Here is a 25816-nt window from a genome sequence, read left to right on the forward strand (position 1 = left end):
ATCTGTTTCCGGATTGGAATAAACATTTCAATTTGTTAAACCTTTCTTTCGTATAATTGGTTATAATAAATAGAAGAACAGATAAAACCAGAATTGTTATGGTATATGATTTGAATATGTTAAAGAGCTTCTATACATCCTATAAAGGGAAAATGGAGCATGTTCGTGCAGCACTGAAGCGTCCTTTGACGTTGGCTGAAAAGATTTTGTATGCACATTTGTATAATGTGGCGGATTTAAAGAATTATGAACGGGGAGAGGACTATGTCAATTTTCGTCCGGACCGTGTTGCAATGCAGGATGCAACGGCTCAAATGGCCTTGTTGCAATTTATGAATGCCGGGAAAGATACAGTGGCAGTACCTTCCACGGTACACTGCGATCATTTGATACAAGCTTACCGGGGTGCTGAACGTGACATTGAAACAGCCACACAAACCAACCGGGAGGTGTATGATTTCTTGCGTGATGTTTCCTCTCGTTATGGCATTGGTTTCTGGAAGCCGGGAGCGGGCATCATTCATCAGGTGGTGCTTGAGAATTATGCTTTTCCGGGTGGGATGATGGTCGGTACCGACTCGCATACCCCGAATGCCGGAGGGCTCGGAATGGTGGCGATCGGTGTAGGTGGTGCCGATGCTGTGGATGTGATGACAGGTATGGAGTGGGAACTTAAGATGCCGAAATTGATCGGGGTACGTCTGACAGGAGAGTTGAATGGATGGACAGCTCCCAAAGATGTCATACTGAAATTGGCTGGTATCCTGACCGTGAAAGGAGGAACAAACGCTATTATCGAATATTTTGGATCGGGTACGGCTTCGTTATCGGCCACGGGAAAAGCTACAATCTGTAATATGGGTGCTGAAGTAGGAGCTACTACCTCTCTTTTCCCTTATGATGAACGTATGGCTGTTTATCTGAAAGCAACCGGACGCGAGGAAGTGGCTGTGATGGCTGACAGTGTAGCTGCCGATCTGCGTGCAGACGACGAAGTAATGGCACGTCCGGAAGATTTTTATGACCGGGTTATCGAAATAAATCTTTCAGAGTTGGAACCTTATATTAATGGTCCGTTTACTCCGGACGCCGCCACTCCTATTTCAGAATTTGCTGAAAAGGTAGTAATGAACGGTTATCCCCGAAAAATGGAAGTAGGTTTGATAGGTTCCTGTACCAACTCTTCTTATCAGGACATTAGCCGTGCGGCTTCCGTAGCCCGGCAGGTGAATGAGAAGAACTTGGGAGTGGCATCACCACTGATTGTAAATCCGGGTTCCGAACAGATCCGTGCGACAGCCGAGCGTGACGGTATGATGGATGTATTTGAAAAGATGGGTGCTACTATCATGGCTAATGCCTGCGGTCCTTGTATCGGCCAGTGGAAACGCCATACAGACGATCCGACCCGTAAAAACTCTATTGTGACTTCATTTAACCGCAATTTTGCCAAACGTGCTGACGGTAACCCGAATACTTTTGCTTTTGTGGCTTCACCCGAGATTGTTCTGGCACTGACTATTGCCGGCGATCTTTGTTTCAACCCGTTGAAAGACCGTTTGGTTAACCATGACGGTGAAAAGGTGAAACTTAGTGAACCTACGGGGGATGAACTGCCATCTGCCGGATTTGTTGCCGGCAATCAGGGATATCAGGCTCCTACGGGTGAGAAAGCTGAGATTAAGGTTGCTCCGGATTCTCAGCGTTTACAGTTACTGACTCCTTTCCCTGCATGGGACGGCAATGATTTTCTCAATATGCCGCTGCTTATCAAAGCACAGGGAAAATGCACCACAGATCATATCTCGATGGCAGGTCCCTGGCTTCGGTTTCGTGGACATTTGGAAAACATATCCGATAATATGTTGATGGGAGCGGTGAATGCATTCAATGGTGAAACGAATAAGGTCTGGAACCGTTTGACCAATACATATGAAACTGTTTCGGGTACCGCAAAACAGTATAAAGCGGATGATATCTCTTCCATTGTAGTAGCCGAAGAAAATTATGGCGAGGGTTCAAGTCGTGAGCATGCTGCCATGGAACCGCGTTTTCTGAATGTGAAGGTGATTCTGGCCAAAAGCTTTGCTCGCATTCATGAAACCAATCTGAAAAAACAGGGTATGTTGGCTGTTACTTTTGTAGATAAAGCCGATTATGACCGGATTCGTGAGCACGATTTAATCTCGGTAGTTGGATTAAAAGAGTTTTCGCCCGGACATAACCTGGAGGTGATTTTGCATCACGAAGATGGCACTGAAGAACGGTTTGCGGTACAGCATACTTACAATGAACAGCAGATTGGCTGGTTCCGAGCTGGATCGGCTTTGAACGCCAAATAGCTTGTAGATAGCTTTCCGGGACTTGTTTTAGGTTTTAAATCAATAAATCTTTGGTTTTAAACCAATTGAACCTGACTTTGGAACACGATTGGAGGAGTATATAAAAAAATAAATCAATGAGTAAAATTACCAAACAGAAAGATGGGGGATTGTTGGTGCCGGATGTACCGACAATACCTTTTATAACAGGTGATGGAGTAGGGGCGGAAATCACTCCTGCCATGCAGGCAATAGTAAATGCGGCGGTAGACGTATCGTATGGTGGCAGCCGTCATATCGAATGGAAAGAAGTATTGGCCGGTGAACGTGCTTTTCGGGCAACGGGTTCATGGTTACCTGATGAAACGATGGAGGCTTTTAAGGAATATCTGATCGGCATCAAAGGACCGTTGACAACTCCGGTCGGCGGGGGAATCCGTTCGTTGAATGTGGCTCTCCGCCAGACGCTCGACTTATACGTTTGCTTGCGTCCGGTGCGCTGGTTTCGTGGAGTGGTGTCTCCCGTCAAAGAGCCTGAGAAGGTGAATATGCACATCTTTCGTGAAAACACGGAAGATATCTATGCCGGGATCGAGTGGGAAGCAGGTACTCCGGAGGCAAGAAAATTCTATAAGTTTTTGCACGATGAGATGGGAGTCAGTAAAGTACGTTTTCCCGAAACCTCTTCTTTCGGGGTGAAGCCGGTTTCGCGTGAAGGTACAGAGCGTCTGGTACGTGCCGCGTGCCGCTATGCATTGCAGCATGAACTGCCTTCAGTCACTTTGGTGCACAAAGGCAATATCATGAAATTCACCGAAGGAGGTTTTAAAAAATGGGGATACGAGTTGGCTGAACGTGAGTTTTCCGATGCGATTGCTTCAGGCAAGCTGGTGATTAAAGATTGTATCGCTGATGCCTTTTTGCAGAACACTCTCTTGATTCCTGAAGACTATTCGGTTATCGCCACTTTGAATCTGAACGGAGATTATATTTCCGATCAGTTGGCAGCCATGGTAGGAGGTATCGGTATCGCGCCGGGAGCCAATATCAACTATGACTCCGGACATGCCATTTTTGAGGCTACCCATGGGACGGCTCCCAACATTGCCGGAAAGGGAGTGGTCAATCCTTGTTCGTTGATACTTTCGGCCGTCATGATGCTTGAATATCTGGGTTGGCAGGAGCCTGCCGACCTGATTGTAGAGGCGCTTGAAGCCAGTTTTGCCGAAGGGAAAGCCACCAATGACCTGGCGCGCTTCATGCACAAAGGGCAGCCACTTTCTACCTCCGAATTTACAGAAGAAATCATTAACCGAATTAAAAATTAATACCTTCAGGACATGAAAAAAGAATATTTGATTTATAAACTTTCCGAGGCAATGAAAGATTGTACCCGGATTGACACCGATTTATTTCCGAAGTTTGACGTAAAACGGGGGCTTCGTAACGAAGACGGTACAGGTGTGTTAGTCGGATTGACTAAGATTGGTAATGTCGTAGGTTATGAGCGAATTCCCGGAGGGGGATTGAAGCCTATTCCCGGAAAGCTGTTCTATCGGGGATATGATCTGGAAGACTTGGCACATGCCATTCTGAAAGAAAAACGTTTTGGATTTGAAGAAGTTGCTTATTTATTGTTATCCGGCAGTTTGCCCGATAAAGAAGAACTGGCTTCGTTTAGGGAACTAATCAATGATAATATGCCTTTGGAACAAAAAACCAAGATGAATATCATTGAACTTGAGGGGAACAATATTATGAACATTCTGGCTCGCAGTGTACTTGAAATGTATCGTTTTGATTCCAATCCGGATGACACTTCACGTGATAACCTGATGCGTCAGAGCATTGATCTGATCTCAAAGTTCCCCACAATCATCGCTTATGCCTTCAATATGTTGCGTCATGCCACTTTCGGCCGTTCGTTACACATCCGTCATCCGCAGGAGAATTTGTCGATTGCTGAGAATTTCCTTTATATGCTGAAACGGGATTATACCGAACTGGACGCGCGTACGCTCGACCTTTTGCTGGTGCTCCAGGCGGAACACGGAGGAGGTAACAACTCTACTTTTACGGTTCGTGTAACTTCATCTACCGGTACAGATACATATTCGGCTATTGCCGCAGGTATCGGTTCGTTGAAAGGTCCGCTCCATGGAGGTGCCAATATTCAGGTGGCCGACATGTTCCATCATTTGCAGGAAAATATTCAGGACTGGACCAATGTGGATGAGATTGACACTTACTTTACCCGTATGCTGAACAAAGAGGTTTATAATAAGACCGGATTGATCTATGGTATCGGGCATGCCGTGTATACCATTTCCGATCCTCGTGCCGTATTGCTGAAGGAACTTGCACGTGACCTGGCACATGAGAAAGGGCGTGAACGCGAATTTGCTTTCCTTGAACTTCTGGAAGAGCGTGCCATTGCCACATTCGGTAAGATTAAGAATAATGGAAAAACGGTGTCCAGCAACGTCGATTTTTATTCCGGTTTTGTATACGAAATGATTGGCTTGCCACAAGAAATCTACACTCCTTTGTTTGCTATGGCACGTATTGTCGGTTGGTGTGCCCATCGTAATGAAGAATTGAATTTTGAAGGCAAACGTATCATTCGTCCGGCTTACAAGAATGTGTTGGAAGAAGAAAAATATGTGCCGTTGAAAAAAAGATAAAAGAAAAGTCTGAGGGTGTGGCAGATCACTTTGCAGCACCCTTACTTTATTTCCGTAAACTATTTGTCTCTTTAAAGTTTTTCTTTTAACTTTGTCCATTGTATAAAATCTTGGATATGAGTATAGAAGGCTTTAATCTGCTTCTTTTGATAATGAGTCTGGTGGCTCTGGTCGTTTTCATAGCCCTTTATTTTATCAGGGCGGGATACGGTATGTTCCGCAGCCGTTCCTGGGGTATCTCGGTAAACAATAAGTTGGCCTGGATACTTATGGAGGCCCCTGTCTTTTTGGTCATGAGTTGGTTGTGGTGGCATTCCGACCGTCGTTTCTTTCCTGTAGAACTTACTTTCTTTCTCTTCTTTCAGTTGCATTACTTCCAGCGGGCCTTTGTTTTTCCCTTCTTGATGAAAGGAAAAAGTAAGATGCCGATACTCATTCTTTTGATGGGAGTCCTCTTTAATATCCTCAACGGACTGATGCAGGGTGAATGGATATTTTATCTTGCGCCTTCAGGATACTACACAGCTGACTGGTTGCTGTCACCTTGTTTTTGGATAGGAACACTTTTATTCTTCAGTGGGATGTTAATCAACTGGCATTCCGACTCAGTCATCCGGAATCTGCGTACTTCCGGAGATACCCGCCATTATCTTCCTCAAAGGGGAATGTATCGTTACGTGACTTCTGCCAACTATTTGGGTGAGATTGTTGAATGGATTGGTTGGGCTGTCTTGACCTGGTCTTTGCCGGGATGTGTCTTTGCTTGGTGGACTATTGCCAACCTTGTTCCACGGGCAGATGCTATTTGGCATCGTTATAACGAAGAGTTCGGGGCGCAGGTCGAGTATAAGAAACGAATTTTTCCCTTCTTATATTAAAAAATAAATTACTTATGAATACACACCTTGCTTCTAAGCTTTTCACACCGATTACCATCGGACCGCTTACATTGCGCAACCGTACTATTCGTTCGGCAGCTTTTGAAGGTATGTGTCCGGGAAACGCCCCTTCTCCGATGTTGCTTGATTATCATCGTTCCGTTGCTGCCGGAGGTGTAGGGATGACTACGGTTGCCTATGCTTCGGTGACCCGTAGCGGATTATCATTTCCAAGGCAATTGTGGCTTCGTCCCGAGATCATTCCCGGCTTACGTGAGCTAACCGATGCCATTCATGCGGAGGGTGCCGCTGCCAGTATACAGATAGGGCATTGTGGCAACATGTCTCATAAAAGTATTTGTGGAGTTACGCCTATTTCTGCTTCATCAGGCTTCAATATTTATTCGCCTACATGGGTACGGGGGATGAGGCGGGAGGAATTGCCGGAAATGGCAAAAGCCTACGGGCGTGCAGTCTGTCTTGCTCGTGAAGCCGGCTTTGATGCTGTTGAAGTTCACGCAGGACATGGGTATCTGATCAGCCAGTTTCTTTCACCTTACACCAACCGCCGGAAAGATGAATATGGAGGATCATTGGAGAACCGGATGCGGTTTATGACGATAGTAATGGAAGAGGTGATGAAGGCGGCCGGCAGTGATATAGCCGTGTTCGTGAAGATGAATATGCGTGACGGCTTTCGTGGTGGTATGGAAATAGAGGAGACCCTTGAAGTGGCCAGACGGCTTGAGTCATTGGGGGGGCATGCATTGGTTTTGAGTGGAGGTTTTGTCAGTAAAGCTCCTATGTATGTTATGCGTGGGGCGATGCCCATCAGAACGTTGACGCACTATATGGATTGCTGGTGGTTGAAGTATGGTGTTAAGTTGGCGGGACGGGTGATGATACCGACTGTTCCTTTTAAAGAAGCCTATTTCTTGGAAGATGCTTTAAAGTTCCGCTCTGAGATTAAAATTCCTTTAATTTATGTTGGCGGGCTGGTGTCCCGTGAGAAAATAGATGAAGTGCTGAATGAAGGGTTCGAGGCTGTACAGATGGCACGTGCTTTGCTTAATGAACCCGGGTTTGTCAACCGGATGCGGCGTGAAGAAAAGGCCCGCTGTAATTGTGGGCACAGTAATTATTGCATAGGAAGGATGTATACCATTGAGATGGCTTGTCATCATCATTTGGCAGAAGAACTTCCTCTTTGTTTGCAAAAAGAGATCGAACACTTGGAAAATAAATGATGGAACGTAAGCTTGCTATTATTACCGGCGCCGATGGTGGGATGGGGATGGAGATCACCCGTGCCGTGGCTCGTGAAGGTTATGCAGTAATCATGGCCTGTTGTTCGCTGTCGAAGGCGGAGCCCAAATGCAGGGAGTTGGCGAAGGAAACAGGAAATAAGAATATGGAAGTATGGGAGATAGATCTTGCATCACTGGCTTCAGTGAAAACTTTTGCAAACCGGGTATTACAGCGGAACACTTCCATAGCTTTGCTGATGAATAATGCCGGGACGATGGAAACCGGATTGCATATTACAGAAGATGGGCTGGAGCGTACGGTCAGTGTAAACTATGTAGGTCCCTGTCTGTTGACGCGGCTTTTGCTTCCGTTGATGGGACAGGGAACACGTATTGTCAATATGGTGTCTTGTACCTATGCAATTGGTAAGCTGGATTTTCCCGATTTTTTTCTTCGTGGTAAAAGGGGAAATTTCTGGCGAATCCCTGTTTATAGTAATACAAAACTCGCTTTGTTGCTTTTTACTTTTGAACTGGCAGAGCGTCTTCGGGTACGTGGAATAACGGTCAATGCTGCTGATCCAGGAATTGTGTCTACCGATATCATCCGGATGCATCAATGGTTCGATCCATTGACCGACATTTTCTTCCGTCCTTTTATACGGACACCTCTTCAGGGGGCCTCTACTGCAATCGGACTATTACTTGATGTGGAAGCAGGGAAACAGACTGCGACATTTAATTTGAATAATCATTTGCATCCTCTTTCCGAAAAATATACTCACCATGTTCAAAGGGTGCAATTATGGGAGGAAACAGAAAGAATCTTGTCAGAGAAGGGGTTTACCGTAAATGATAAACGGTGAACCATAAACATTTTGTATGTTTACCGTCCACCGTCTGTCTTTTCCTGTTGTATACTGTTATCAAATAGACAGTTCTCTCAACACATTGACGAGATCTCTTTTGACAGGTTTATCGTTTTTGATGGCTTTGCTGAACGGAACATAAACAATTTCGTCGTGCTCTATGCCGATCATGACATTACGTTGGTCTTCCATGATAGCATCGATAGCTGCCGCACCCAGACGACTGGCCAAAATACGGTCATGTGCCGTCGGGCTGCCACCACGTTGCAAGTGTCCCAGAATGGTGACGCGAACATCATATTGAGGATATTCGTTTTTCACACGTTCGGCATAATGCATGGCACCTCCGGTAAGTTCACTTTCGGCTACCAGTACGATACTGCTGTTTTTTGATTTGCGGAAACCGCTCTTTATAAATTCCTCCAGTTGGTCGACTTCCGTACTGAATTCCGGAATGATGGCGGCTTCTGCTCCCGAGGCAATCGCACCGTTCAATGCCAGAAAACCGGCGTCGCGTCCCATTACTTCTACAAAGAACAAACGCTCGTGCGAAGTAGCTGTGTCACGGATCTTGTCGACTGCATCCAGAATGGTATTCAGCGCCGTGTCATATCCGATAGTGGTATCTGTGCCAAAAAGGTCATTGTCAATAGTACCCGGAAGTCCGATACAGGGAACGTCATATTCTTGTGCAAAGATGCGTGCTCCGGTCAGCGAACCGTCACCACCAATTACAACAAGGGCGTCAATACCTTCTTTTACCATGTTATCGTATGCCATTTTGCGTCCTTCGGGAGTTGTAAACTCTTTGCAACGTGCTGTTTTCAGGATCGTTCCTCCCAGTTGAATGATGTTACTTACATTCTGGCTTTTAAATTCTTTGATCTCTCCTGTTACCAAGCCTCTGTATCCTCTATATATACCTTTTACTTGCAGTCCGTTATAGATTGCTGCACGTGTCACTGCACGAATAGCAGCGTTCATTCCCGGTGCATCACCACCGGAAGTTAAAATACCAACACACTTAACTGTTCCCATAACAATCTTGTTTTTTTAATTGACGTTGCAAAGATAACAAAAAGGAGTGCCCTGTATGATTAAATAACGTTAATTCATTGTCTTTTAATCTGTGCCTTTATGGCTTCGGAGATTTCTTCCATCAGCCATTTGGGAGTGGATGTAGCCCCGCATACGCCGATAGAATTGACTCCGGGGAGCAAAGAATCATCGATTTCCTCAGCACTGTCTATCAAATGTGAGTTTGGGTTGACTTTTTTGCACTCTTCGAATAACATTTTGCCATTTGAACTTTTTTTACCACTGACAAAAAAGATCAGATCGTGTGAAGCGGCAAATTTTCGCAGGTTGGGCATGCGGTTGGCTACCTGGCGGCAAATGGTATCATAATATTCAAAAGTCGCGTCAGGCGAAATGTGTTCTTTGATGTATTCCACAATTTCCCAAAACTCATCGAGTGATTTGGTAGTCTGTGAGTATAAGCGTATGCTTTTGCTGAAGTCCAGCTGACGGGCTTCATCGAGTTTTTCTATCACAATCGCCTTGCCGGTTGTTTGTCCGACCAATCCCAGGACCTCTGCATGTCCGTTTTTACCGTAGATCACGATTTGTTTCTCATCAGAGTCCTCCTGCATGTATTCTTGTTTGATCCGTTTTTGCAAACGGAGTACTACCGGACAAGTGGCATCAATGATCTCGATGTTATTCTCTTTGGCGATGATATAGGTCTCAGGCGGTTCGCCATGGGCGCGTAAAAGTACTTTGGCGTTATGAAGTTGCTTGAATTCCTCATGGTTGATGGTAATCAGTCCCATTTCCTTCAGACGCTCCACTTCGCGGCTGTTGTGTACAATATCTCCCAGGCAATAGAGCGTCACCCCTTTTGTGAGTTCCTCCTCGGCTTTGTGGATGGCTGTGACCACTCCGAAACAAAAACCGGAACCTTCATCTATTTCTACTTTTACCATATAATTACAAAATCTGTGATTAAAAAAGGGTGTAGCCATACTGACCGGATGGCTACACCCTTTCCTCAGGATGGCTACACCCTATGGGGCGTATGGCTACACCCTTCCGTTTTTACTCTTTTATCGCTTTTTGATATTCGGCTGTCAGCCACTCCCTCTGCTCGGCAATGGTGAGATGACTGTTGTCTAATAGTAAAGCATCGTCGGCTTTCTTTAGCGGGCTCACTTCACGCGTCTGGTCTATATGGTCACGTTGTTTCACGTTCTCCAATATTTCTTCGAAACTGGCCTCCTGTCCTTTGGCTTTCAGTTCGTCATAACGGCGCTGGGCGCGAATCTCCGGTGAGGCGGTTACGAATATCTTTAATTCTGCATCCGGAAATACAGTTGTACCGATATCACGGCCATCCATAACAATGCCCTTGGCTTTGCCCATTTCTTGTTGCTGGGCCACCATGGCTTCGCGGACAAAACCGAGCGCACTGATCGGACTTACTTTAGAAGAAACTTCCATGGTGCGGATTTTGTTCTCTACGTTCACTCCATTTAAGTAAGTATTCGGGCGACCGGTTTCCGAATCAATCCGGAAAGAGATGTGGATATCGTCGATACGCTGTTTCAGTTTTTCAGTATCAATCGTATCTCCGCTGAAGATGCCGTTCTCTATACTGTATAGTGTAACGGCACGATACATAGCTCCACTGTCGATATAAATGTATCCGATTTCTTTAGCCAAATCTTTAGCCATGGTACTTTTCCCGCAAGAAGAAAAGCCATCAATTGCAATTGTTATCTTTTTCATGATGTTATGCAGCAGGTTTATTCCCTTTTTTAACGTCTTATCTAAATTTTTTCGCCAAATATACTGCATTTTTAAAATATCTGCGTTATATTTGTGGCACAAAAGCAATAACAGCTTAAAAACCAGAAGAACACCAATTTTTATATAATAATTTTATGGAAGTAAAAAAATCGCCCAAAGCAGACCTCGAAGGTAAGAAGACCCAGTGGCTGCTGATCGGTTACGTTGTGGTGCTCGCCTTTATATTCGTTGCGTTCGAATGGACGGAACGTGATATAAAGATCGATACAAGCCAGGCAGTAGCCCAAATTGAGTTTGAAGAGGAAATGATTCCTATTACACAACAGGAAGAAAAACCGGCCCCACCTCCTGTTGAGGTTCCGAAACAGGCTGAAATCCTGAAGATTGTTGATGACCAGGCTGATGTGGAAGAAACAGCTATTGCTTCAACAGAGGATACCGGACAGAAAGTGGAAGTAAAATACGTGCCGGTTGAGGTGAAAGAGGAAGAACCGTCGGAACAGGAAATTTTTGAAGTAGTAGAAGAAGCTGCTGAGTTTCCGGGTGGTATGCCTGCTTGTTTGCAGTTCCTGTATAAGAATATCAACTATCCGACCATTGCTCAGGAAAACGGAACCCAGGGACAGGTTGTTCTTCAGTTCGTTGTTGAACGTGATGGTAGTATTACTGACATTAAGGTTGTAAAGAGCGTTGACCCATATCTTGATAAAGAAGCTCTTCGTGTGGTTAAAACCATGCCTAAATGGAAGCCGGGTAAGCAGAGAGGTAAACCTGTTCGTTGTAGATTTACATTACCTGTACGATTCAGACTGCAATAATCATTGTATAGTATAAGAAGAGAGGCTGCCGTCCAAGCAGCCTCTTTTCATTCAATCCTCTTTTTTTATAACTTATTACTATGTATACAGCATTTCAGCTTCTTGATAAAATAAATTCTCACATTTCAGATATCCAGTTTACACGCACACCGGTTGGTTTGTATGACCCTGTTAAATACGTACTTTCCATGGGGGGGAAACGCATTCGCCCTGTTCTAATGTTAATGGCATACAATCTCTATAAGGAGGATGTTACTTCTGTTTATGATCCTGCTACGGCAATTGAAGTTTATCATAATTATACTCTTTTGCATGACGACTTGATGGATCGGGCCGATATGCGCCGTGGAAAAACAACGGTTCATAAAGTCTGGAATGACAATACTGCAATTTTGTCGGGAGATGCCATGATGGTGCTGGCTTATCAGTATATGGCAAGCTGTTCTTCAGAGTATCTGAAAGAGGTAATGGACTTGTTTAGCCTGACAGCACTTGAGATTTGCGAAGGTCAGCAGATGGATATGGGGTTTGAGTCCCGCGATGATGTGAAAGAAGAGGAATATCTGGAAATGATCCGTTTGAAAACTGCCGTTCTATTGGCGGCAAGTTTGAAAATCGGAGCTATTTTGGGAGGAGCTTCCCATGAAGATGCTGAAAATCTATATGATTTCGGCATGCAGATTGGGGTTGCTTTCCAATTGCAGGATGATTTGCTGGATGTATATGGCGATTCAGCCGTGTTTGGTAAAAATATCGGTGGTGATATTTTATGCAATAAGAAAACATATATGTTGATTAAAGCATTGGAACGGGCCGACCGGAATCAGTTGGATGAACTGAACCGTTGGCTGAATGCGACTTCATTCTGTGCCGAAGAAAAAATCAGTGCTGTAACCGAGTTGTACAATCAGATAGGTATCAAAGCTGTCTGTGAAAACAAGATGCGTGAGTACTATACTCGTGCGATGACCAGTCTGGGGGCCGTATCTGTCATAGAAGATAGGAAAAGTGAGCTGAAAAAGCTGATGAAGCATTTAATGTACCGCGAGATGTAATATAACGATGCCTTATAGACGTTTGCCAAATACTGATCAAGCCAGGATACGGGCGCTGAAAGCAGCGGTCGTAAAGGGGGACGTATGTAATGTCTATGATTTGGCCGTTTCGTTAAAGACATTGGGGGAAGCACGTATGTTTCTGGCTAAATTTGAGGCTGCGCATTCTTATTATGTACACTGTTATGGCGAACAGAGCAGAAACAGTAAGAAGCATCAGGCCAATGTAAAAGCGGCCCGTCTTTATATTTCTCACTTTATACAAGTTTTGAACCTGGCAGTGATTCGAGCCGAAATTAAAGAATCCCATAAAGATATGTACAGCTTGCCTATGGATAATTTCGGTGTGCCCGACTTGAACAGTGAGGCTTCTATAGCCGAGTGGGGACAGAAAATCATAGAAGGAGAACGGCAACGTACTTCCCGGGGAGGCATACCTATCTATAACCCGACGATTGCCAAAGTGAAAGTACATTATGATATATTCATGGAAGGTTATGAAAAGCAGAAAAACCTTCAACTCCTCACAAATCGTAGCTTAGAACAACTTTCGTCTATGCGTGCGCAGGCTGACCGGTTGATTCTCGATATCTGGAATCAGGTGGAGGCCAAGTACCAGGAGGTACTGCCTAATGAAAAACGGTTGGAGAAATGTCGTGATTACGGTCTGATTTATTATTACCGGACCGGTGAAAAAACAAATAAAGAGATTCTTTAAAATATGCTTGTCGATTCACATTCCCATCTTTTTCTGGAAGAATTTGCCGAAGATTTGCCTTTGGTAATGGAGCGTGCCCGTGCTGCCGGTGTTACGCATATTTTTATGCCCAATATAGACAGTACGACAATCGAACCTATGTTGTCGGTTTGTGATACCTATCGTGACTTTTGTTTCCCGATGATCGGGTTGCATCCTACTTCCGTGAACGATTCGTATGAAAAAGAACTTGAAATAGTGGCTAATCACCTGGCAACTTCGGAACGATTTGTGGCCGTAGGAGAGATCGGGATCGATCTTTACTGGGACAAAACCTGGTTGAAAGAACAGTTGATTGTTTTTGAGAAACAGGTTCAGTGGGCTCTTCAGTACCAGTTGCCGATTGTCATTCATTGCCGTGAAGCTTTTGATTATATATATAAGGTATTGCAGCCTTATAAAAGCAGTGGCTTGACCGGCATTTTTCATAGTTTCACCGGGACGTCCGAAGAAGCCGCCCGGATGATGGAGTTCTCCGGGTTTAAGATTGGCATAAATGGTGTGGTCACTTTCAAAAAGTCAACTCTGCCGGAAGCGCTTAAACATATTCCGTTGGAACGCATTGTGCTGGAAACGGATTCTCCTTACCTCACGCCGGTCCCTAACCGTGGGAAGAGGAATGAGAGTGCGAATGTGAAAGATACATTAATAAAAGTTGCCGAAATATACAAGGAAGATCCCGAAAAAGTTGCGGAATTGACTGCTATCAGCGCATTGAAAGTGTTTGGAATACTCAAATAAGCTCTGTTAGATTTTAAATTTTATTAATTTAGTGGATTTATTAAAGATAAAAGAAGGATAATGCTGCAGAAGAAGAAAAAAAAGAATACATTTGTAGCTGAAAACGCTTGTGGTTCGCATTTTTTTTGTAATTTGCACCCGATTTGAGGAAAGCACCAATTGGAGAGATGCTCGAGTGGTTGAAGAGGCACGCCTGGAAAGCGTGTATACGCCAAAAGTGTATCGCGGGTTCGAATCCCGCTCTCTCCGCAGGAAATATTAAACAAAAGACGATAAGTAAATACAATAATAATAATTTAATTAATTAATCTTAAAAATTAGACACACAATGAAAAAGTTATTTGCAATTGTTGCTGTGATGGGAGTCTTAACATTTGGCTCAACTCAACTCGTTCAGGCTCAGGATGCTGCTGCTACCGAACAAGCTGCTCCTGCAGCAGACAAACCGGTTGCTGACGCTGTAGCTGAGGCTGCTGAAGCTTCTGCTCCTCTTGCTGGTGCTGAAGAAGAAGGTGGTATCCACAAAGAAATTAAAGTAAAATTCATCGAAGGTACTGCATCTTTCATGAGTTTGGTTGCTATCGCATTGGTTATTGGTTTGGCTTTCTGTATTGAACGTATCATTTACTTGAGCTTGGCTGAAATCAACACAAAGAAATTTATGTCTTCTATCGAAGCTGCTTTGGAAAAAGGTGATGTTGAAGCTGCTAAAGATATCGCTCGTAACACGAGAGGTCCTGTTGCTTCTATCTATTATCAAGGTTTGATGAGAATCGACCAAGGCATCGACGTGGTTGAGAAATCTGTAGTATCTTATGGTGGCGTTCAGGCTGGTTACCTTGAAAAAGGATGCTCTTGGATCACACTGTTCATCGCGATGGCTCCGTCATTGGGATTCTTGGGTACTGTAGTAGGTATGGTTATGGCATTCGATAAAATCCAACAGCAGGGTGATATCTCTCCGACAGTTGTTGCTGGTGGTATGAAGGTTGCCTTGATTACTACTATCTTCGGTTTGGTTGTAGCTTTGATCCTTCAGGTATTCTATAACTACATCCTTGCTAAAATTGAAGCTCTTACAAGCGAAATGGAAGACTCTTCTATCTCTTTGCTTGACATGGTAATCAAATATAACTTGAAATACAAAAAATAATCTGAGATGAGTAAGTTAACATATAAAGTATCGTATTACGTACTATACGCGATGTTTGCTCTTATCGTGATCGTATTGGGTCTTTTCTATTTTGGTGGACAAATGGAAACTCCGCTTGTATACGACATGGATAATCCTGCAAACACAGATGCCTTGCTGTACCTGATGTACGGTCTGTTTGGCATTGCTGTAGTTGCAACTGTTGTTGCTGCTATCTTCCAGTTCGGTTCTGCTTTGAAAGACAATCCTAAGGGTGCTATCAGATCATTGCTCGGACTTATTCTTCTTGTTCTTGTATTGGTTGTAGCATGGTCTATGGGTAGTGGTGAAACACTGACAATTCAGGGATATGAAGGAACTGACAATGTTCCTTTCTGGTTGAAACTGACTGATATGTTCCTTTACAGTATTTATTTCTTGTTGTTGGTAACAGTTGTTGCTATCATCGGAAGTAGTATTAAAAAGAAATTATCATAACTAATTGGGGAAACTCAATAAAATACAGTAACTACAATGGCAAAAGGAAATAGAAAAGTTCCTGAAATTAATTCAAGTTCAACAGCGGATATTGCATTCTTATTGCTTATCTTCTTCTTGATTACGACATCTATGGATACTGACCGTGGTTTGGCAAGACAATTGCCTCCACCTCCCGATAAGGATCAGGTTGACAATGACATCGTTGTTAAGGATCGTAACGTTCTGCAGATTTTTCTGAACTTTCAGAATCAGTTGATGTGCGGTGGCGAAGTTGTTGATGTGAAGCAATTGAGGGAAAAAGCCAAAGAATTCATTGCCAATCCATATAACGATGAAAAATTACCGGAAAAACATGCGAAAGATGTGCCTTTCTTTGGTAATACCATGGTTACGGAGAATCATGTAATTTCTTTGCAGAGTGACCGCGGATCTTCTTATCAGGCTTATTTTGATGTTCAAAATGAGCTGGTTGCTGCTTACAACGAGTTAAGAGATGAATTGGCTCAGGAAAAGTGGCAGAAGAATTATGCTGAGTTGAATGAAGACCAGCAGAAAGCTATTCGTGAAATTTTTCCTCAGAAGATCTCTGAGGCTGAACCTAAAGGAGTTAAAAAGAATAATTAATGGGAAAATTTAATAAAACAGGTAAGCGCGGGATGCCTACGCTGAATACTTCTTCTCTACCTGACTTGATCTTTACATTGTTGTTCTTCTTTATGATTGTAACAACAATGCGTGAAGTTTCTTTGAAGGTTGAGTTTAAGATTCCGCAAGGTACTGAGTTGGAAAAGCTTGAAAAGAAATCTTTGGTTACGTTTATCTATGTAGGTAAACCGACAGCAGAGTTTCGTAAAAAACTGGGGTCTGAAAGCCGTATCCAGTTGAATGACGCATATGCTGAAGTTGACGAAATTCAGGCTTACGTAACTAACGAGCGCTCAAGTATGAAAGAGGAAGACCAACCCTTTATGACTGTGTCTTTGAAAATTGACCAGGATACAAAAATGGGTATCGTTACCGATATTAAACAGGCTCTTCGTCAAGCTTATGCACTGAAAATTAACTATTCTGCGAGAGCTCGCGAATAAGTTATTCTATACATAGAAAAGGCCGTCTGATTTGTTTCAGACGGCCTTTTTTTATGAGATACCCGGGCTTATCGCTTTCAGCTCTTATAGGACTAATATCCCTCGGGAATTATATGGGTTGCCTGTATGTATTTAGTGGCGATATCGTAACTCCTGTATGGGCGATTACACAGACTCACATGCAGATATAAAGATTGAAATAGTCGATAATCTTGATAAGACCTGTGAAGTCTGTGTAATTCGTACAGTGGTTAATGTATTCCTTTTCGTTGGTTTGAGATGATCTTATTTACCTGTATAGAATTCTATGATTCGTTTGATGGATCTCTGGCAAACCGGACAGAATGTGGGATATTCATTTGTGCGCATGCGGCAATCGAATGCCGGACGATAGATACCTTTAGCTGAGTAACCTCCTCCTTCGTATACACCTGTGGGGTATTTGGCCTTATCTGCTACCGGAGTCGGAACCGGGGTGTCTTTAGTGAGCATATCTTCCCATTTGGAAGCGAAGTTGACACGTGTGGTTATGTTTTGTTCCCATGGTTCGATACTGAGTGGATAGAGGCTGTTCATCACATCTTCGTCATAGAAGTATTCATCGGCCAGACCACCGAAACTATGTCCGAATTCGTGTACCACTACCGGGCGGAAATTGGGGTGATGTGCGGTGGTTAATGTGAAAGCATTGTAGATGCCGCCTCCGCCATATTGCTCTGTATTGGCGAGGATTATGATATGTTCATAGGGAATGCCTGCCAATGCGTCGTTAATTGCTTTTACACGGCTGGTAGTCAGATAGCGGTCAGAGTAGAAAGTATCGAAGTGCGAACCGAAGGCAGTATGTTTCCATGCTCCCTGTTTCGGAGCACTGACTCCGCTGTCTGCGGAAGGACTGGCTACGGCTATGATATTGAAACGGTTCTTCATAGACTGGAACGGTTCGTGCGAAAATAGTGCTTCGCATGCCACGGCTGCATCTTTATAGAAAGTTTCCATTTCGGCTGTGGTATATCCTTCGGCCAGGATTGCCACATCGATACATTGTTCTTCGTTTCCGCTTTTCAGCAAATATTTGTGTGGGGTGATGTGTGTGAGTCCTTTTTTATGTATCAGGATATCATCGGGCTTGACGATATGTTTCAGGCTTGCGCTTACTTCGTGTTTGTTGTTGCGCAGCGTGATTTCTACTTCCGCTGGTTTTACAGGGTAGGGCAGGAGATAAGTATTCTCAAATCCTTTGGTTACTTCTTTAGCTTCGTCTGTCTCCAGCCATTCCTGGAATAGTGAGGAAAACGAAGTGGTATAGATAACTTTTCCACTTTCCACATCACGCATGACAATTTGCCCGTTTCCTTCCAGTGGTAATTCTGCAAGATGATGCCGTCTGCCTGCCCATGTGGGCAGTTCCGAAAGTTCGTCGAGACAAATTGATTGCTTTTCCGCATTTCCGGTGAAAAGATAATCGATGCGCAGTGTTTTGTTCGTAAAGTAGTCCGAAAAGTTTTGTGCGTATGCACATCCTGTCACGAAAAGACAGGTGAATAAGGTCAATATTAGCTTCATATCGTGTGAATTTATTGTTTTTACAAAGGTACGAACTATTGCCGATTTATTCTATTTTTACAAATAAAAGTAATAAACTATAGTATTTATTGCCGGGGAAATAACTAACTTTGCATTAGAGATTGATATATTAAAACAAATTGATTTAAAATGGGACATCATCAATTAGATACTTTAGACGAGCAGATTCTGAAGTTGATTGCCGACAATGCCCGCATTCCGTTTCTGGAAGTGGCAAGAGCGTGCAACGTTTCGGGTGCGGCTATTCATCAACGCATACAGAAGTTGACTAATCTGGGTATATTGAAAGGTTCGGAGTATGTTATCGACCCGGAGAAGATTGGATATGAGACATGTGCTTATATTGGGATTTATCTGAAAGATCCTGAGTCGTTCGATTCTGTGACCAAAGCTTTGGAAGCGATTCCGGAAGTAGTGGAATGTCATTTCACCACCGGGAAATACGATATGTTTATCAAGATATACGCAAGGAACAACCATCACCTTCTGAGTGTGATCCATGATAAACTTCAACCGTTGGGATTGGCTCGTACGGAGACGCTTATTTCATTCCATGAAGCTATCAAGCGGCAAATGCCGATCATGGTAGAAACGGACGAGGATTAAGTTTATCCCCGAACGTAATCTACGAAAGCATATGAGCAGAGATGTTTCTCATCCGCAGGATGGACTTCTCTGCTTTTTTCGTGCCATATGGCTGTATCTACAGCCGGGAAAAAGGCATCTGCTTCCGGAGCTGTGTCATCAACTTCGGTCAGGCACAGTTCGTCGGCCAAAGGCATGGCTTGGCGGTAGACACTTGCTCCTCCGATGATGTATACTTTCTCTTCTTCCTGACAGCTTTTCAAAGCGGCTTCCAGCGAAGTGAACACCTCTGCTCCGGGACATTCGGTTGCCGGATTGGAAGAGAGTACCACATTCCGTCGATTGGGTAACGCTCCTTTAGGAAGCGATTCGAAAGTTTTTCGTCCCATTATGATTGTGTTTCCTGTGGTCAGCGCCTTGAAACGTTTCAGGTCGTTGGGCAGCCAGAATAAAAGCTTGTTTTGAAATCCTATGGCCATTCGGTGGTCTACAGCGGCAATAATGCTAATTTTACTCATAGTCCGGTGGAGTTATGTTATACCGCAACTTTCCCTGCAATGTGCGGGTGCGGATCGTAGTTTACTAATTCAAAATCCTCAAACCGGAAGTCGAAGATACTTTTCACATCCGGATTTATTTTCATCTGCGGCAGTGTACGGGGCTCCCGGCTAAGTTGCAGTTTCACCTGTTCCAAATGATTCAGGTAGATATGCGCATCACCCAGCGTGTGGATGAACTCTCCCGCTTTCAAACCGGTGACTTGCGCCATCATCTGTAGCAGCAGTGCATAGGAGGCTATGTTGAACGGTACACCCAGGAAGATATCGGCGCTGCGCTGGTAGAGTTGCAGGCTCAATCGTCCGTTCGCTACGTAAAACTGAAAGAACGCGTGGCAGGGAGGGAGGTTCATGTGATCCAGGTCACCGACGTTCCAGGCACTGACGATGATGCGGCGTGAATCCGGATTGTGCTTGATGGCATCCACCGCTTCACTGATCTGGTCGATGAATCCGCCGTCATAGTTGGGCCACGAACGCCACTGATAACCATAAATATGTCCCAGGTCGCCCTTCTCATCCGCCCATTCGTTCCAGATGCGTACACCGTGGTCCTGCAGATATTTCACATTTGTGTCTCCTTTCAGGAACCATAACAGTTCGTAAATGATCGATTTCAGATGAAGTTTCTTGGTAGTGAGGCAAGGGAAGCCTTCGTCCAGGTCGAAACGCATCTGGTGTCCGAAGACACTGATGGTTCCCGTTCCGGTGCGATCACCTTTTTCTGTTCCTTCTGCCAACACCCGGTTGAGCAGATCTAAATATTGTTTCATATGGATGGTTATACTTTTTGAGTTACTAAAAATTCCTGCCAAAGTTACAAAAACAGCCCGAATAACTTACAGGAACGGTGTGAATAAGTTCGCAAACCAACATTTAAACTTTTTCCAGGCCGATTTTTGTCTCCACATTTCTGGAGTCAGGCGGGTGCAATGCAGGGTGTCGGCTTCAAAAACGTCATTCAACTGCTGAGTGATGTTTTTGTCGAAAATGAAGGCATTCGTTTCATAATCGTATCGCAGGCTCCGGCTGTTCAGGTTAGCTGTACCTACGGTGCAGAACAGATCGTCCACCATCATGATCTTTGAGTGGTGGAATCCACCGTTGTACAGATAGATATTTGCCCCTTTTTTCATCAGTTTCTGCACGGCATAGAGCGAGGCATCCGGTGTGAAAGGGATATCCGATTTGGAAGAAATCATGATCTCTACTTTCGTTCCCCGGTTCAGTGCCCTTTTGAGGGCCTTGCGGATGGATGAAGTCGGAACGAAGTATGGATTCACGATGCGTACATCGTGTTGCGCGGCATAGATAGACATGGCATACGTGTGGCTCAGCATTCGGGAGTTCCGTTTGGGAGTACGGTCTACGATTGCGATGATTGTGTTGCAACTGTCTGCACGTTCCGGATGATTCGGGAAATATTCTTCGCCCACGATGTTTTGTTTGGTAGTCTTGTTCCAGATGTCGAGGAAGATTTCTTGCAGAATATTCACCGCGTCACCTTCGATCCGGATGTGCATATCGCGCCAGGTACCTATCTTGGGTAGCCCGTTGATGTAGTAATCCGCAATATTCATTCCGCCCGTATATCCTATTTTTCCGTCGATGACCGCAATCTTCCGATGGTCACGATGGGCTGCATGATTGATATACGGGAACTTGAACGGATCGAATTTTACGATTTCGATTCCTTTCTCCCGGATTGCTTTCAGATGCTTCTTTTTGAGCGGCTTGTTGTTCGACCAGTTACCGAATGCATCGAACAATGCCCGTACCTTGACACCTTCTTTCACTTTTTCGCCGAGCAGGTCGAACAGTGCATTGGCTATGGAGTCGTTACGGAAATTGAAATATTCCAGATGAATGTGATGCTTTGCTCCGCGGATGGCTTCGAACAAGTCTTCAAATTTCTCCCGCCCGCTTTTGATAAGTTTCACCTTATTATTGTCAGTGATAGGGATGTTAGAGTACTCGAGGAACTGCATGACGAGAGAGTCGCTTCGAATAAATTGTGTAGTGTCCTCCCGCTGCATCAGCAGGCTGTCAATATTCTGTGTTCGGGCAGTGCCTATAGAGAGAATGGTCGCTATTATTAAAACGTATAATTTCAAAACCTCAGTCTTTATTTAGTTTACAAGGAAACAAAGATACAACATCTCTGTTCTTGGCTTCTTTTTGTCAAGAGCAGATTTAGTATATATTAACAGTGGGTCGCTTTTTCGGGAAAGAATAGGAGTAATGCTTGATAACATCAGGAGATAATTGATTTACTCCTGATGTTATCGGGTGGAAGAGCCGGGCTTCGGGGGCGAAAGCTTACTGCTTTTGGCAGGAATACACCGTCTTCCGGACCGAAAGACACCGTCTGTTTCCTCCGGACGCACCGTCTTCCGGAAGATCTGCCGGTGATACCATAAAAAAAGGGAAGAGTTGCAACTCTTCCCTTTTACCTCATATTAAATTGAATATATTGTATGTATCTTGTTTACAAAGATAACGCATTCTGATCCTGAAAGCAAGTTTTTCACTTGTTTTTTAGGGCTGTTGCGCACAAATCCCTGTACGGCTTCCGGATTATCTCCGCATCAAGCCATAGACCATGCCTTGCGTGCTCCGAAGAAAGCGAGTACCAGAATGGCGATATAGAGAGATTTCGGATCGAATCCTGTTGTAAGCCCGTGTTGTACCATGGATACAAAAACTTCGCGCAGCGTACTGATAGTGGCTTGCAGACCTCCGAAGGCGAAGAACAGGATGACGCACAATACTGTGCAGACCGTTCCCCATATCTGGATTAACCGGTGGTTTCGTCCCGGTAGATTACGCATGACGCGGCGGCTGAACCCATTATCTTTTACTTCTTGTTTTTGCTCGCTGAAGAATTGCTTCAGGAGTTTATCATCTGTTTCCGTCATAACCGTTTTGTTTTAAGTAAATTGCCAATTTGTCTTTAGCCCTCGACAGGTGCGATTTGACCGTTCCTACCGGGCATCCCGTTATTCCCGCAATCTTTTCTATACTGACATCTTCCATATAGAACAAAGTGATACAGGTGCGTTCTATTTCTTTCAGCGTTCTGAGTGATTGGTAAACATCCATCTGTTCGCCCACGTTCACTTGTTCGGTGCTGTTGACAGCATCCACTTCACGGGCATCCAGATCCGTTGTTTCCTTTCGGCTGCGAATATAATCATAAAATACGTTATAAGCAATTCTGTAAAGCCATGTTGAGAAACTTGAAAGGTTTTTAAAGTTTGCGATGTTTGTGTAGGCTTTTATAAACGTATCTTGTGCCAGGTCGTCGCTCAGTTCGCTGTCGCCGCAGGTCAGGTTCAGGAAGAAGCGCCGGACGGGCGACTGATACTTCTGTACCAATTGGTCGAAGGCCCTGGTGTTTCTGAACACCACGACCTGTGCGACTAACGATATATCATTGAGCTGGCTCATTTCTGTTCATTCTGGGTTTCGTCTCTGTGTGTAGGAGTTGTGAAAGGGTCTTCCGGGCGTCCGTGCTGCTGGTTGCGTGAGATGATCCACTGCCCGATTCCGGTGAACAACACCAGCAATCCGATACATCCTATGCTGAATTCGTCTGTGATGGCCCAAAGGAAGATGAACAGTCCGATTCCGGTACAGATATTCTTGATGCCTTTCGTCCGGTAGTCCTGTGGCAGGCTATCTTTGAAAATTCCTTCCGGCAGGGGTTGCCCGGTTGCCAGTGCCTGTTCCATCAGTTTGTACTTTGCTTTCCGGTTTTTGTATCGGAAGTAGAAAGCAACGAATACGATAAAGAAAGGGAATCCGAATATCAGTATGACGACTATTAAACCTGTCAGTATACCTCCGTTAATAGCTCCTTTGCCCATATTGAACGGAAATTCGTTTCCGAAATCGAAGCTGCTGCTCTGGTAGTCGGTGTCTACGGTACTGCTGTCCACAATGTCCGTGTATTCAGCAACGAAGGTAGAGTCTGAAGAGTCATTGTTGTTTTGGGTGATGGTTTGGTTCTGTGCCATTGCCAGCGAACAGAAGGTCATAGCTACCATCAAAGCGATAAAGATACGTTTCATATTACTGTTGTTTTTTAATTGTTTTTGTTTATTTGTCTGTTAGACGTAGTTCATAGCGCAGAAAGTTGCAAAGAGACGAAATATTTTTGATATTTGCAGCTATTAATACACAAAAGTGATGGAGCTACAAATCATACAGAGCAAGATTTACGAGATACGGGGGCAGAAAGTGATGCTGGATTTTGATCTGGCAGGGTTGTATCAGGTAGAAACCCGTGTTCTGAATCAGGCAGTAAAGAGGAATAGTAAAAGGTTTCCTGTCGATTTTATGTTCCAATTGAATGCGGAAGAATGGGAAATCTTGAAGTCACAAATTGTGATGTCAAGTTGGGGAGGTACCCGCAAGCTTCCTTTTGCTTTTACCGAACAGGGGCTGGCCATGCTTTCCGGGGTGTTGAACAGTGATATTGCCATCGAAGTGAATATCTCCATCATGCGCGCTTTTGTGGCTGTCCGCCAATTGGTTTCGGCTCTTCCGGTGAATGATATCACCAGGTTGCAAAATGAAATCAAAGAATTAAAAGAATATGTAGAAGAGGCATTTGCCGATTACAATGACATCAATGAAGATACGAGGATGCAATTAGAATTGATTAATCAGGCAATTGCCGAGTTGCAGGTCAACGACAAACGACCGGACGGGAAATCCCGTAATCCGATCGGTTTTATATCTTATAATAAAGGAGAATGAAATTACCTATATCATTTATCGAATCGACCCGTGCGCTGATGGGGGATGAAGAGTATCAGAAATTATCCGTTGCATTGGAACAAGAGCCGCCTGTTAGTGTCCGGCTGAACAGCAAGTTTACTGATTCGCTGTCCTGTTCTTCCATTTCAGGGTGCATTCCCTGGGCGGCAGGAGGATATTATCTCAATCAGCGGCTGACGTTCACCTTCGATCCCCTTTTTCATGCCGGATGCTATTACGTGCAGGAGGCCTCGTCGATGTTTGTGGAACAGGTGTTGCGCCAGTATGTCACGGCTCCGGTGAAGATGCTCGATCTCTGCGCCGCTCCCGGGGGGAAGTCTACTCATGCCCGCAGCCTGTTGCCGGACGGGAGCTTGTTGGTGGCCAACGAGGTCATCCGTAACCGCTCACAGATATTAGCAGAAAATCTGACGAAATGGGGACATCCCGATGTTGTGGTTACCAATAATGACCCTTCTGATTTTTTGCGGATTGGTTCCTTCTTCGATGTCATATTGGCTGACGTGCCCTGTTCGGGTGAAGGAATGTTTCGTAAAGATCCCGGTGCCATAGAAGAGTGGAGCCCTGAGAACGTGGAAATCTGCTGGCAACGCCAACGCAGGATTATCACCGACATCTGGCCTTGTCTGAAACCGGGAGGAATCTTGATTTACAGTACCTGTACCTATAATACTCGGGAAGACGAAGAGAACATTGCTTGGATCAGGCAGGAATTCGGAGCAGAACCGCTGCCGCTTACCGTTCCCGAAGAGTGGAACATTACCGGTGGTTTGCTCGTCGGGGCCGATGCGCCTGTCTACCGCTTCCTGCCTCATAAAACACAGGGAGAAGGTTTTTTCCTCGCCGTGCTTCGCAAGCCGGAAGAAGCAGAAGAAACGGATGGAGGCTTCCATTTTCCGAAAAAAAAGAAATCGAAAGGTGAAACGGCTGCTTCATCGGTATCCAAAGAGAATTTGGCCGTTGCCAGAGGCTGGTTGGCAACTTCCGACAAGTATGATTTGTTGGTGAACGGTGCTGTGATTACTGCTTTTCCTGCACTTTTTCTGGATGATTTAGCTATGCTTCGTTCGTCTCTCCGCATTGTCCAGGCAGGCACGGAAGTAGCCGAAGTCAAAGGGAAAGATCTGATTCCGGCACATGGGCTTGCCATGAGCCGTCTGCTGGAAACATCGCTTTTCCCGGCCGAAGAGCTGACTTACGAACAAGCCATTGCCTATCTGCGGAAAGAAGCCATCACTCTCTCGCCCTCTGCTCCCAGAGGATACGTGCTGGTCACTTATAAAAAGATACCTTTAGGATTTGTGAAGAACATCGGCAATCGCGCCAATAATCTTTATCCGCAAGAGTGGCGTATCCGAAGCGGATATTTGCCCGAGGACATACGGACATTATGATAGTTCACT

Annotated in this window: 27 protein-coding genes and 1 tRNA gene; 18 read left to right on the forward strand and 10 right to left on the reverse strand. The window is 44.6% G+C overall.

The window, feature by feature from the left end:
• Window positions 1–98 precede the first annotated feature (98 nt).
• The 6 genes from KO473_RS08375 to KO473_RS08400 all read left to right on the forward strand — a co-directional run bounded on the left by KO473_RS08375 (window position 99) and on the right by KO473_RS08400 (window position 7996).
• Window positions 99–2342 carry an aconitate hydratase gene (locus tag KO473_RS08375; protein WP_005821648.1) on the forward strand — a complete coding sequence of 748 codons (2244 nt, stop codon included), beginning with the start codon at window positions 99–101 and terminating at the stop codon, window positions 2340–2342.
• A 116-nt stretch (window positions 2343–2458) separates the two neighbouring features.
• Window positions 2459–3649, forward strand: a complete 1191-nt coding sequence (gene icd, locus KO473_RS08380; protein ID WP_005781277.1) for an NADP-dependent isocitrate dehydrogenase — start codon at window positions 2459–2461, stop codon at window positions 3647–3649.
• Window positions 3650–3661: 12 nt separating this feature from the next.
• Complete coding sequence (locus tag KO473_RS08385) at window positions 3662–5005, forward strand: citrate/2-methylcitrate synthase (protein WP_005781276.1); 1344 nt, start codon at window positions 3662–3664, stop codon at window positions 5003–5005.
• Window positions 5006–5121: 116 nt separating this feature from the next.
• The gene (locus KO473_RS08390; protein WP_005781275.1) at window positions 5122–5883 is read left to right on the forward strand and encodes a DUF1295 domain-containing protein; all 762 of its coding nucleotides are present in this window, start codon (window positions 5122–5124) and stop codon (window positions 5881–5883) included.
• Between the two features lie 14 nt (window positions 5884–5897).
• A complete protein-coding gene (locus KO473_RS08395) occupies window positions 5898–7130 on the forward strand; it encodes an NADH:flavin oxidoreductase (RefSeq protein WP_005821647.1) in 1233 nt (410 codons plus the stop codon).
• The gene (locus KO473_RS08400; RefSeq protein ID WP_005821646.1) at window positions 7130–7996 is read left to right on the forward strand and encodes an SDR family NAD(P)-dependent oxidoreductase; all 867 of its coding nucleotides are present in this window, start codon (window positions 7130–7132) and stop codon (window positions 7994–7996) included. Before KO473_RS08395 ends, KO473_RS08400 begins: the two co-directional genes overlap by 1 nt.
• Before the next feature lie 60 nt (window positions 7997–8056).
• Here the strand turns inward: KO473_RS08400 and pfkA are convergent, their stop codons facing one another.
• The 3 genes from pfkA to cmk all read right to left on the reverse strand — a co-directional run bounded on the left by pfkA (window position 8057) and on the right by cmk (window position 10786).
• Window positions 8057–9037: a 6-phosphofructokinase gene (gene pfkA, locus KO473_RS08405; protein WP_005781272.1), complete on the reverse strand. Its 981-nt coding sequence runs from the start codon at window positions 9035–9037 to the stop codon at window positions 8057–8059.
• A 74-nt stretch (window positions 9038–9111) separates the two neighbouring features.
• Window positions 9112–9984 carry a 4-hydroxy-3-methylbut-2-enyl diphosphate reductase gene (locus KO473_RS08410; protein WP_005808303.1) on the reverse strand — a complete coding sequence of 291 codons (873 nt, stop codon included), beginning with the start codon at window positions 9982–9984 and terminating at the stop codon, window positions 9112–9114.
• Between the two features lie 112 nt (window positions 9985–10096).
• Window positions 10097–10786: a (d)CMP kinase gene (gene cmk, locus KO473_RS08415; protein ID WP_032537559.1), complete on the reverse strand. Its 690-nt coding sequence runs from the start codon at window positions 10784–10786 to the stop codon at window positions 10097–10099.
• A 155-nt stretch (window positions 10787–10941) separates the two neighbouring features.
• Here cmk and KO473_RS08420 point away from each other — a divergent pair, with 155 nt between their 5' ends.
• From KO473_RS08420 to KO473_RS08460, 9 genes are all read left to right on the forward strand, one after another.
• Window positions 10942–11625, forward strand: coding sequence for an energy transducer TonB (locus KO473_RS08420; protein WP_005821644.1), 684 nt, complete (start codon window positions 10942–10944; stop codon window positions 11623–11625).
• A gap of 80 nt (window positions 11626–11705) precedes the next feature.
• The gene (locus KO473_RS08425; protein WP_005821642.1) at window positions 11706–12680 is read left to right on the forward strand and encodes a polyprenyl synthetase family protein; all 975 of its coding nucleotides are present in this window, start codon (window positions 11706–11708) and stop codon (window positions 12678–12680) included.
• Window positions 12681–12687: 7 nt separating this feature from the next.
• Window positions 12688–13398 (forward strand): hypothetical protein, encoded by a 711-nt coding sequence (locus KO473_RS08430; RefSeq protein ID WP_005821640.1) that lies wholly within the window; start codon window positions 12688–12690, stop codon window positions 13396–13398.
• 3 nt (window positions 13399–13401) lie between these two features.
• Entirely contained in the window at window positions 13402–14178 is a 777-nt protein-coding gene (locus KO473_RS08435; RefSeq protein WP_005781265.1) for a TatD family hydrolase, read from the forward strand.
• Between the two features lie 161 nt (window positions 14179–14339).
• Window positions 14340–14427, forward strand: a tRNA-Ser gene (locus tag KO473_RS08440).
• Between the two features lie 79 nt (window positions 14428–14506).
• The gene (locus KO473_RS08445) at window positions 14507–15331 is read left to right on the forward strand and encodes a MotA/TolQ/ExbB proton channel family protein (RefSeq protein WP_005808294.1); all 825 of its coding nucleotides are present in this window, start codon (window positions 14507–14509) and stop codon (window positions 15329–15331) included.
• A 6-nt stretch (window positions 15332–15337) separates the two neighbouring features.
• Window positions 15338–15808, forward strand: coding sequence for a hypothetical protein (locus tag KO473_RS08450; protein WP_005781263.1), 471 nt, complete (start codon window positions 15338–15340; stop codon window positions 15806–15808).
• Between the two features lie 36 nt (window positions 15809–15844).
• Window positions 15845–16435 carry a biopolymer transporter ExbD gene (locus KO473_RS08455; protein ID WP_005781261.1) on the forward strand — a complete coding sequence of 197 codons (591 nt, stop codon included), beginning with the start codon at window positions 15845–15847 and terminating at the stop codon, window positions 16433–16435.
• Window positions 16435–16899, forward strand: a complete 465-nt coding sequence (locus KO473_RS08460) for a biopolymer transporter ExbD (RefSeq protein ID WP_005781259.1) — start codon at window positions 16435–16437, stop codon at window positions 16897–16899. Before KO473_RS08455 ends, KO473_RS08460 begins: the two co-directional genes overlap by 1 nt.
• 285 nt (window positions 16900–17184) lie before the next feature.
• Here the strand turns inward: KO473_RS08460 and KO473_RS08465 are convergent, their stop codons facing one another.
• On the reverse strand, window positions 17185–18465 hold the full coding sequence (locus tag KO473_RS08465; RefSeq protein WP_122130828.1) for an IgA Peptidase M64: 1281 nt from the start codon (window positions 18463–18465) through the stop codon (window positions 17185–17187).
• A 150-nt stretch (window positions 18466–18615) separates the two neighbouring features.
• On the opposite strand from KO473_RS08465, the gene KO473_RS08470 reads away from it, so the two are divergent.
• On the forward strand, window positions 18616–19092 hold the full coding sequence (locus KO473_RS08470) for an Lrp/AsnC family transcriptional regulator (RefSeq protein WP_005781250.1): 477 nt from the start codon (window positions 18616–18618) through the stop codon (window positions 19090–19092).
• A 2-nt stretch (window positions 19093–19094) separates the two neighbouring features.
• On the opposite strand, the gene KO473_RS08475 is transcribed toward KO473_RS08470, so the two are convergent.
• From KO473_RS08475 to KO473_RS08500, 6 genes are all read right to left on the reverse strand, one after another.
• Window positions 19095–19589, reverse strand: coding sequence for a dihydrofolate reductase (locus KO473_RS08475; protein ID WP_032542738.1), 495 nt, complete (start codon window positions 19587–19589; stop codon window positions 19095–19097).
• 17 nt (window positions 19590–19606) lie between these two features.
• The gene (locus KO473_RS08480; protein ID WP_005781248.1) at window positions 19607–20401 is read right to left on the reverse strand and encodes a thymidylate synthase; all 795 of its coding nucleotides are present in this window, start codon (window positions 20399–20401) and stop codon (window positions 19607–19609) included.
• A 66-nt stretch (window positions 20402–20467) separates the two neighbouring features.
• On the reverse strand, window positions 20468–21742 hold the full coding sequence (gene cls, locus KO473_RS08485) for a cardiolipin synthase (RefSeq protein ID WP_032531962.1): 1275 nt from the start codon (window positions 21740–21742) through the stop codon (window positions 20468–20470).
• A gap of 474 nt (window positions 21743–22216) precedes the next feature.
• Window positions 22217–22546 carry a DUF5056 domain-containing protein gene (locus tag KO473_RS08490; protein WP_122130372.1) on the reverse strand — a complete coding sequence of 110 codons (330 nt, stop codon included), beginning with the start codon at window positions 22544–22546 and terminating at the stop codon, window positions 22217–22219.
• A complete protein-coding gene (locus KO473_RS08495; protein ID WP_005808274.1) occupies window positions 22530–23078 on the reverse strand; it encodes an RNA polymerase sigma factor in 549 nt (182 codons plus the stop codon). The genes KO473_RS08490 and KO473_RS08495 overlap by 17 nt, the downstream gene beginning before the upstream one ends.
• Window positions 23075–23701 carry a DUF6249 domain-containing protein gene (locus tag KO473_RS08500; protein WP_005821627.1) on the reverse strand — a complete coding sequence of 209 codons (627 nt, stop codon included), beginning with the start codon at window positions 23699–23701 and terminating at the stop codon, window positions 23075–23077. The genes KO473_RS08495 and KO473_RS08500 overlap by 4 nt, the downstream gene beginning before the upstream one ends.
• 118 nt (window positions 23702–23819) lie before the next feature.
• Here KO473_RS08500 and KO473_RS08505 point away from each other — a divergent pair, with 118 nt between their 5' ends.
• Window positions 23820–24392 carry an ORF6N domain-containing protein gene (locus KO473_RS08505; protein ID WP_122130371.1) on the forward strand — a complete coding sequence of 191 codons (573 nt, stop codon included), beginning with the start codon at window positions 23820–23822 and terminating at the stop codon, window positions 24390–24392.
• Window positions 24389–25807 (forward strand): rRNA cytosine-C5-methyltransferase, encoded by a 1419-nt coding sequence (locus KO473_RS08510; protein WP_122130370.1) that lies wholly within the window; start codon window positions 24389–24391, stop codon window positions 25805–25807. The genes KO473_RS08505 and KO473_RS08510 overlap by 4 nt, the downstream gene beginning before the upstream one ends.
• Window positions 25808–25816 lie beyond the last annotated feature (9 nt).

It is taken from the genome of Bacteroides sp. HF-4919, from assembly GCF_018860125.1.

Excerpts from the sequence above, each read along its gene's own strand:
- KO473_RS08375 (WP_005821648.1), top strand. The coding sequence starts at position 99 with ATGGTATATGATTTGAATATGTTAAAGAGCTTCTATACATCCTATAAA.
- icd (WP_005781277.1), top strand. The coding sequence starts at position 2,459 with ATGAGTAAAATTACCAAACAGAAAGATGGGGGATTGTTGGTGCCGGAT.
- KO473_RS08385 (WP_005781276.1), top strand. The coding sequence starts at position 3,662 with ATGAAAAAAGAATATTTGATTTATAAACTTTCCGAGGCAATGAAAGAT.
- KO473_RS08390 (WP_005781275.1), top strand. The coding sequence starts at position 5,122 with ATGAGTATAGAAGGCTTTAATCTGCTTCTTTTGATAATGAGTCTGGTG.
- KO473_RS08395 (WP_005821647.1), top strand. The coding sequence starts at position 5,898 with ATGAATACACACCTTGCTTCTAAGCTTTTCACACCGATTACCATCGGA.
- KO473_RS08400 (WP_005821646.1), top strand. The coding sequence starts at position 7,130 with ATGGAACGTAAGCTTGCTATTATTACCGGCGCCGATGGTGGGATGGGG.
- pfkA (WP_005781272.1), bottom strand. The coding sequence starts at position 9,037 with ATGGGAACAGTTAAGTGTGTTGGTATTTTAACTTCCGGTGGTGATGCA.
- KO473_RS08410 (WP_005808303.1), bottom strand. The coding sequence starts at position 9,984 with ATGGTAAAAGTAGAAATAGATGAAGGTTCCGGTTTTTGTTTCGGAGTG.
- cmk (WP_032537559.1), bottom strand. The coding sequence starts at position 10,786 with ATGAAAAAGATAACAATTGCAATTGATGGCTTTTCTTCTTGCGGGAAA.
- KO473_RS08420 (WP_005821644.1), top strand. The coding sequence starts at position 10,942 with ATGGAAGTAAAAAAATCGCCCAAAGCAGACCTCGAAGGTAAGAAGACC.
- KO473_RS08425 (WP_005821642.1), top strand. The coding sequence starts at position 11,706 with ATGTATACAGCATTTCAGCTTCTTGATAAAATAAATTCTCACATTTCA.
- KO473_RS08430 (WP_005821640.1), top strand. The coding sequence starts at position 12,688 with ATGCCTTATAGACGTTTGCCAAATACTGATCAAGCCAGGATACGGGCG.
- KO473_RS08435 (WP_005781265.1), top strand. The coding sequence starts at position 13,402 with ATGCTTGTCGATTCACATTCCCATCTTTTTCTGGAAGAATTTGCCGAA.
- KO473_RS08445 (WP_005808294.1), top strand. The coding sequence starts at position 14,507 with ATGAAAAAGTTATTTGCAATTGTTGCTGTGATGGGAGTCTTAACATTT.
- KO473_RS08450 (WP_005781263.1), top strand. The coding sequence starts at position 15,338 with ATGAGTAAGTTAACATATAAAGTATCGTATTACGTACTATACGCGATG.
- KO473_RS08455 (WP_005781261.1), top strand. The coding sequence starts at position 15,845 with ATGGCAAAAGGAAATAGAAAAGTTCCTGAAATTAATTCAAGTTCAACA.
- KO473_RS08460 (WP_005781259.1), top strand. The coding sequence starts at position 16,435 with ATGGGAAAATTTAATAAAACAGGTAAGCGCGGGATGCCTACGCTGAAT.
- KO473_RS08465 (WP_122130828.1), bottom strand. The coding sequence starts at position 18,465 with ATGAAGCTAATATTGACCTTATTCACCTGTCTTTTCGTGACAGGATGT.
- KO473_RS08470 (WP_005781250.1), top strand. The coding sequence starts at position 18,616 with ATGGGACATCATCAATTAGATACTTTAGACGAGCAGATTCTGAAGTTG.
- KO473_RS08475 (WP_032542738.1), bottom strand. The coding sequence starts at position 19,589 with ATGAGTAAAATTAGCATTATTGCCGCTGTAGACCACCGAATGGCCATA.
- KO473_RS08480 (WP_005781248.1), bottom strand. The coding sequence starts at position 20,401 with ATGAAACAATATTTAGATCTGCTCAACCGGGTGTTGGCAGAAGGAACA.
- KO473_RS08490 (WP_122130372.1), bottom strand. The coding sequence starts at position 22,546 with ATGACGGAAACAGATGATAAACTCCTGAAGCAATTCTTCAGCGAGCAA.
- KO473_RS08495 (WP_005808274.1), bottom strand. The coding sequence starts at position 23,078 with ATGAGCCAGCTCAATGATATATCGTTAGTCGCACAGGTCGTGGTGTTC.
- KO473_RS08500 (WP_005821627.1), bottom strand. The coding sequence starts at position 23,701 with ATGAAACGTATCTTTATCGCTTTGATGGTAGCTATGACCTTCTGTTCG.
- KO473_RS08505 (WP_122130371.1), top strand. The coding sequence starts at position 23,820 with ATGGAGCTACAAATCATACAGAGCAAGATTTACGAGATACGGGGGCAG.
- KO473_RS08510 (WP_122130370.1), top strand. The coding sequence starts at position 24,389 with ATGAAATTACCTATATCATTTATCGAATCGACCCGTGCGCTGATGGGG.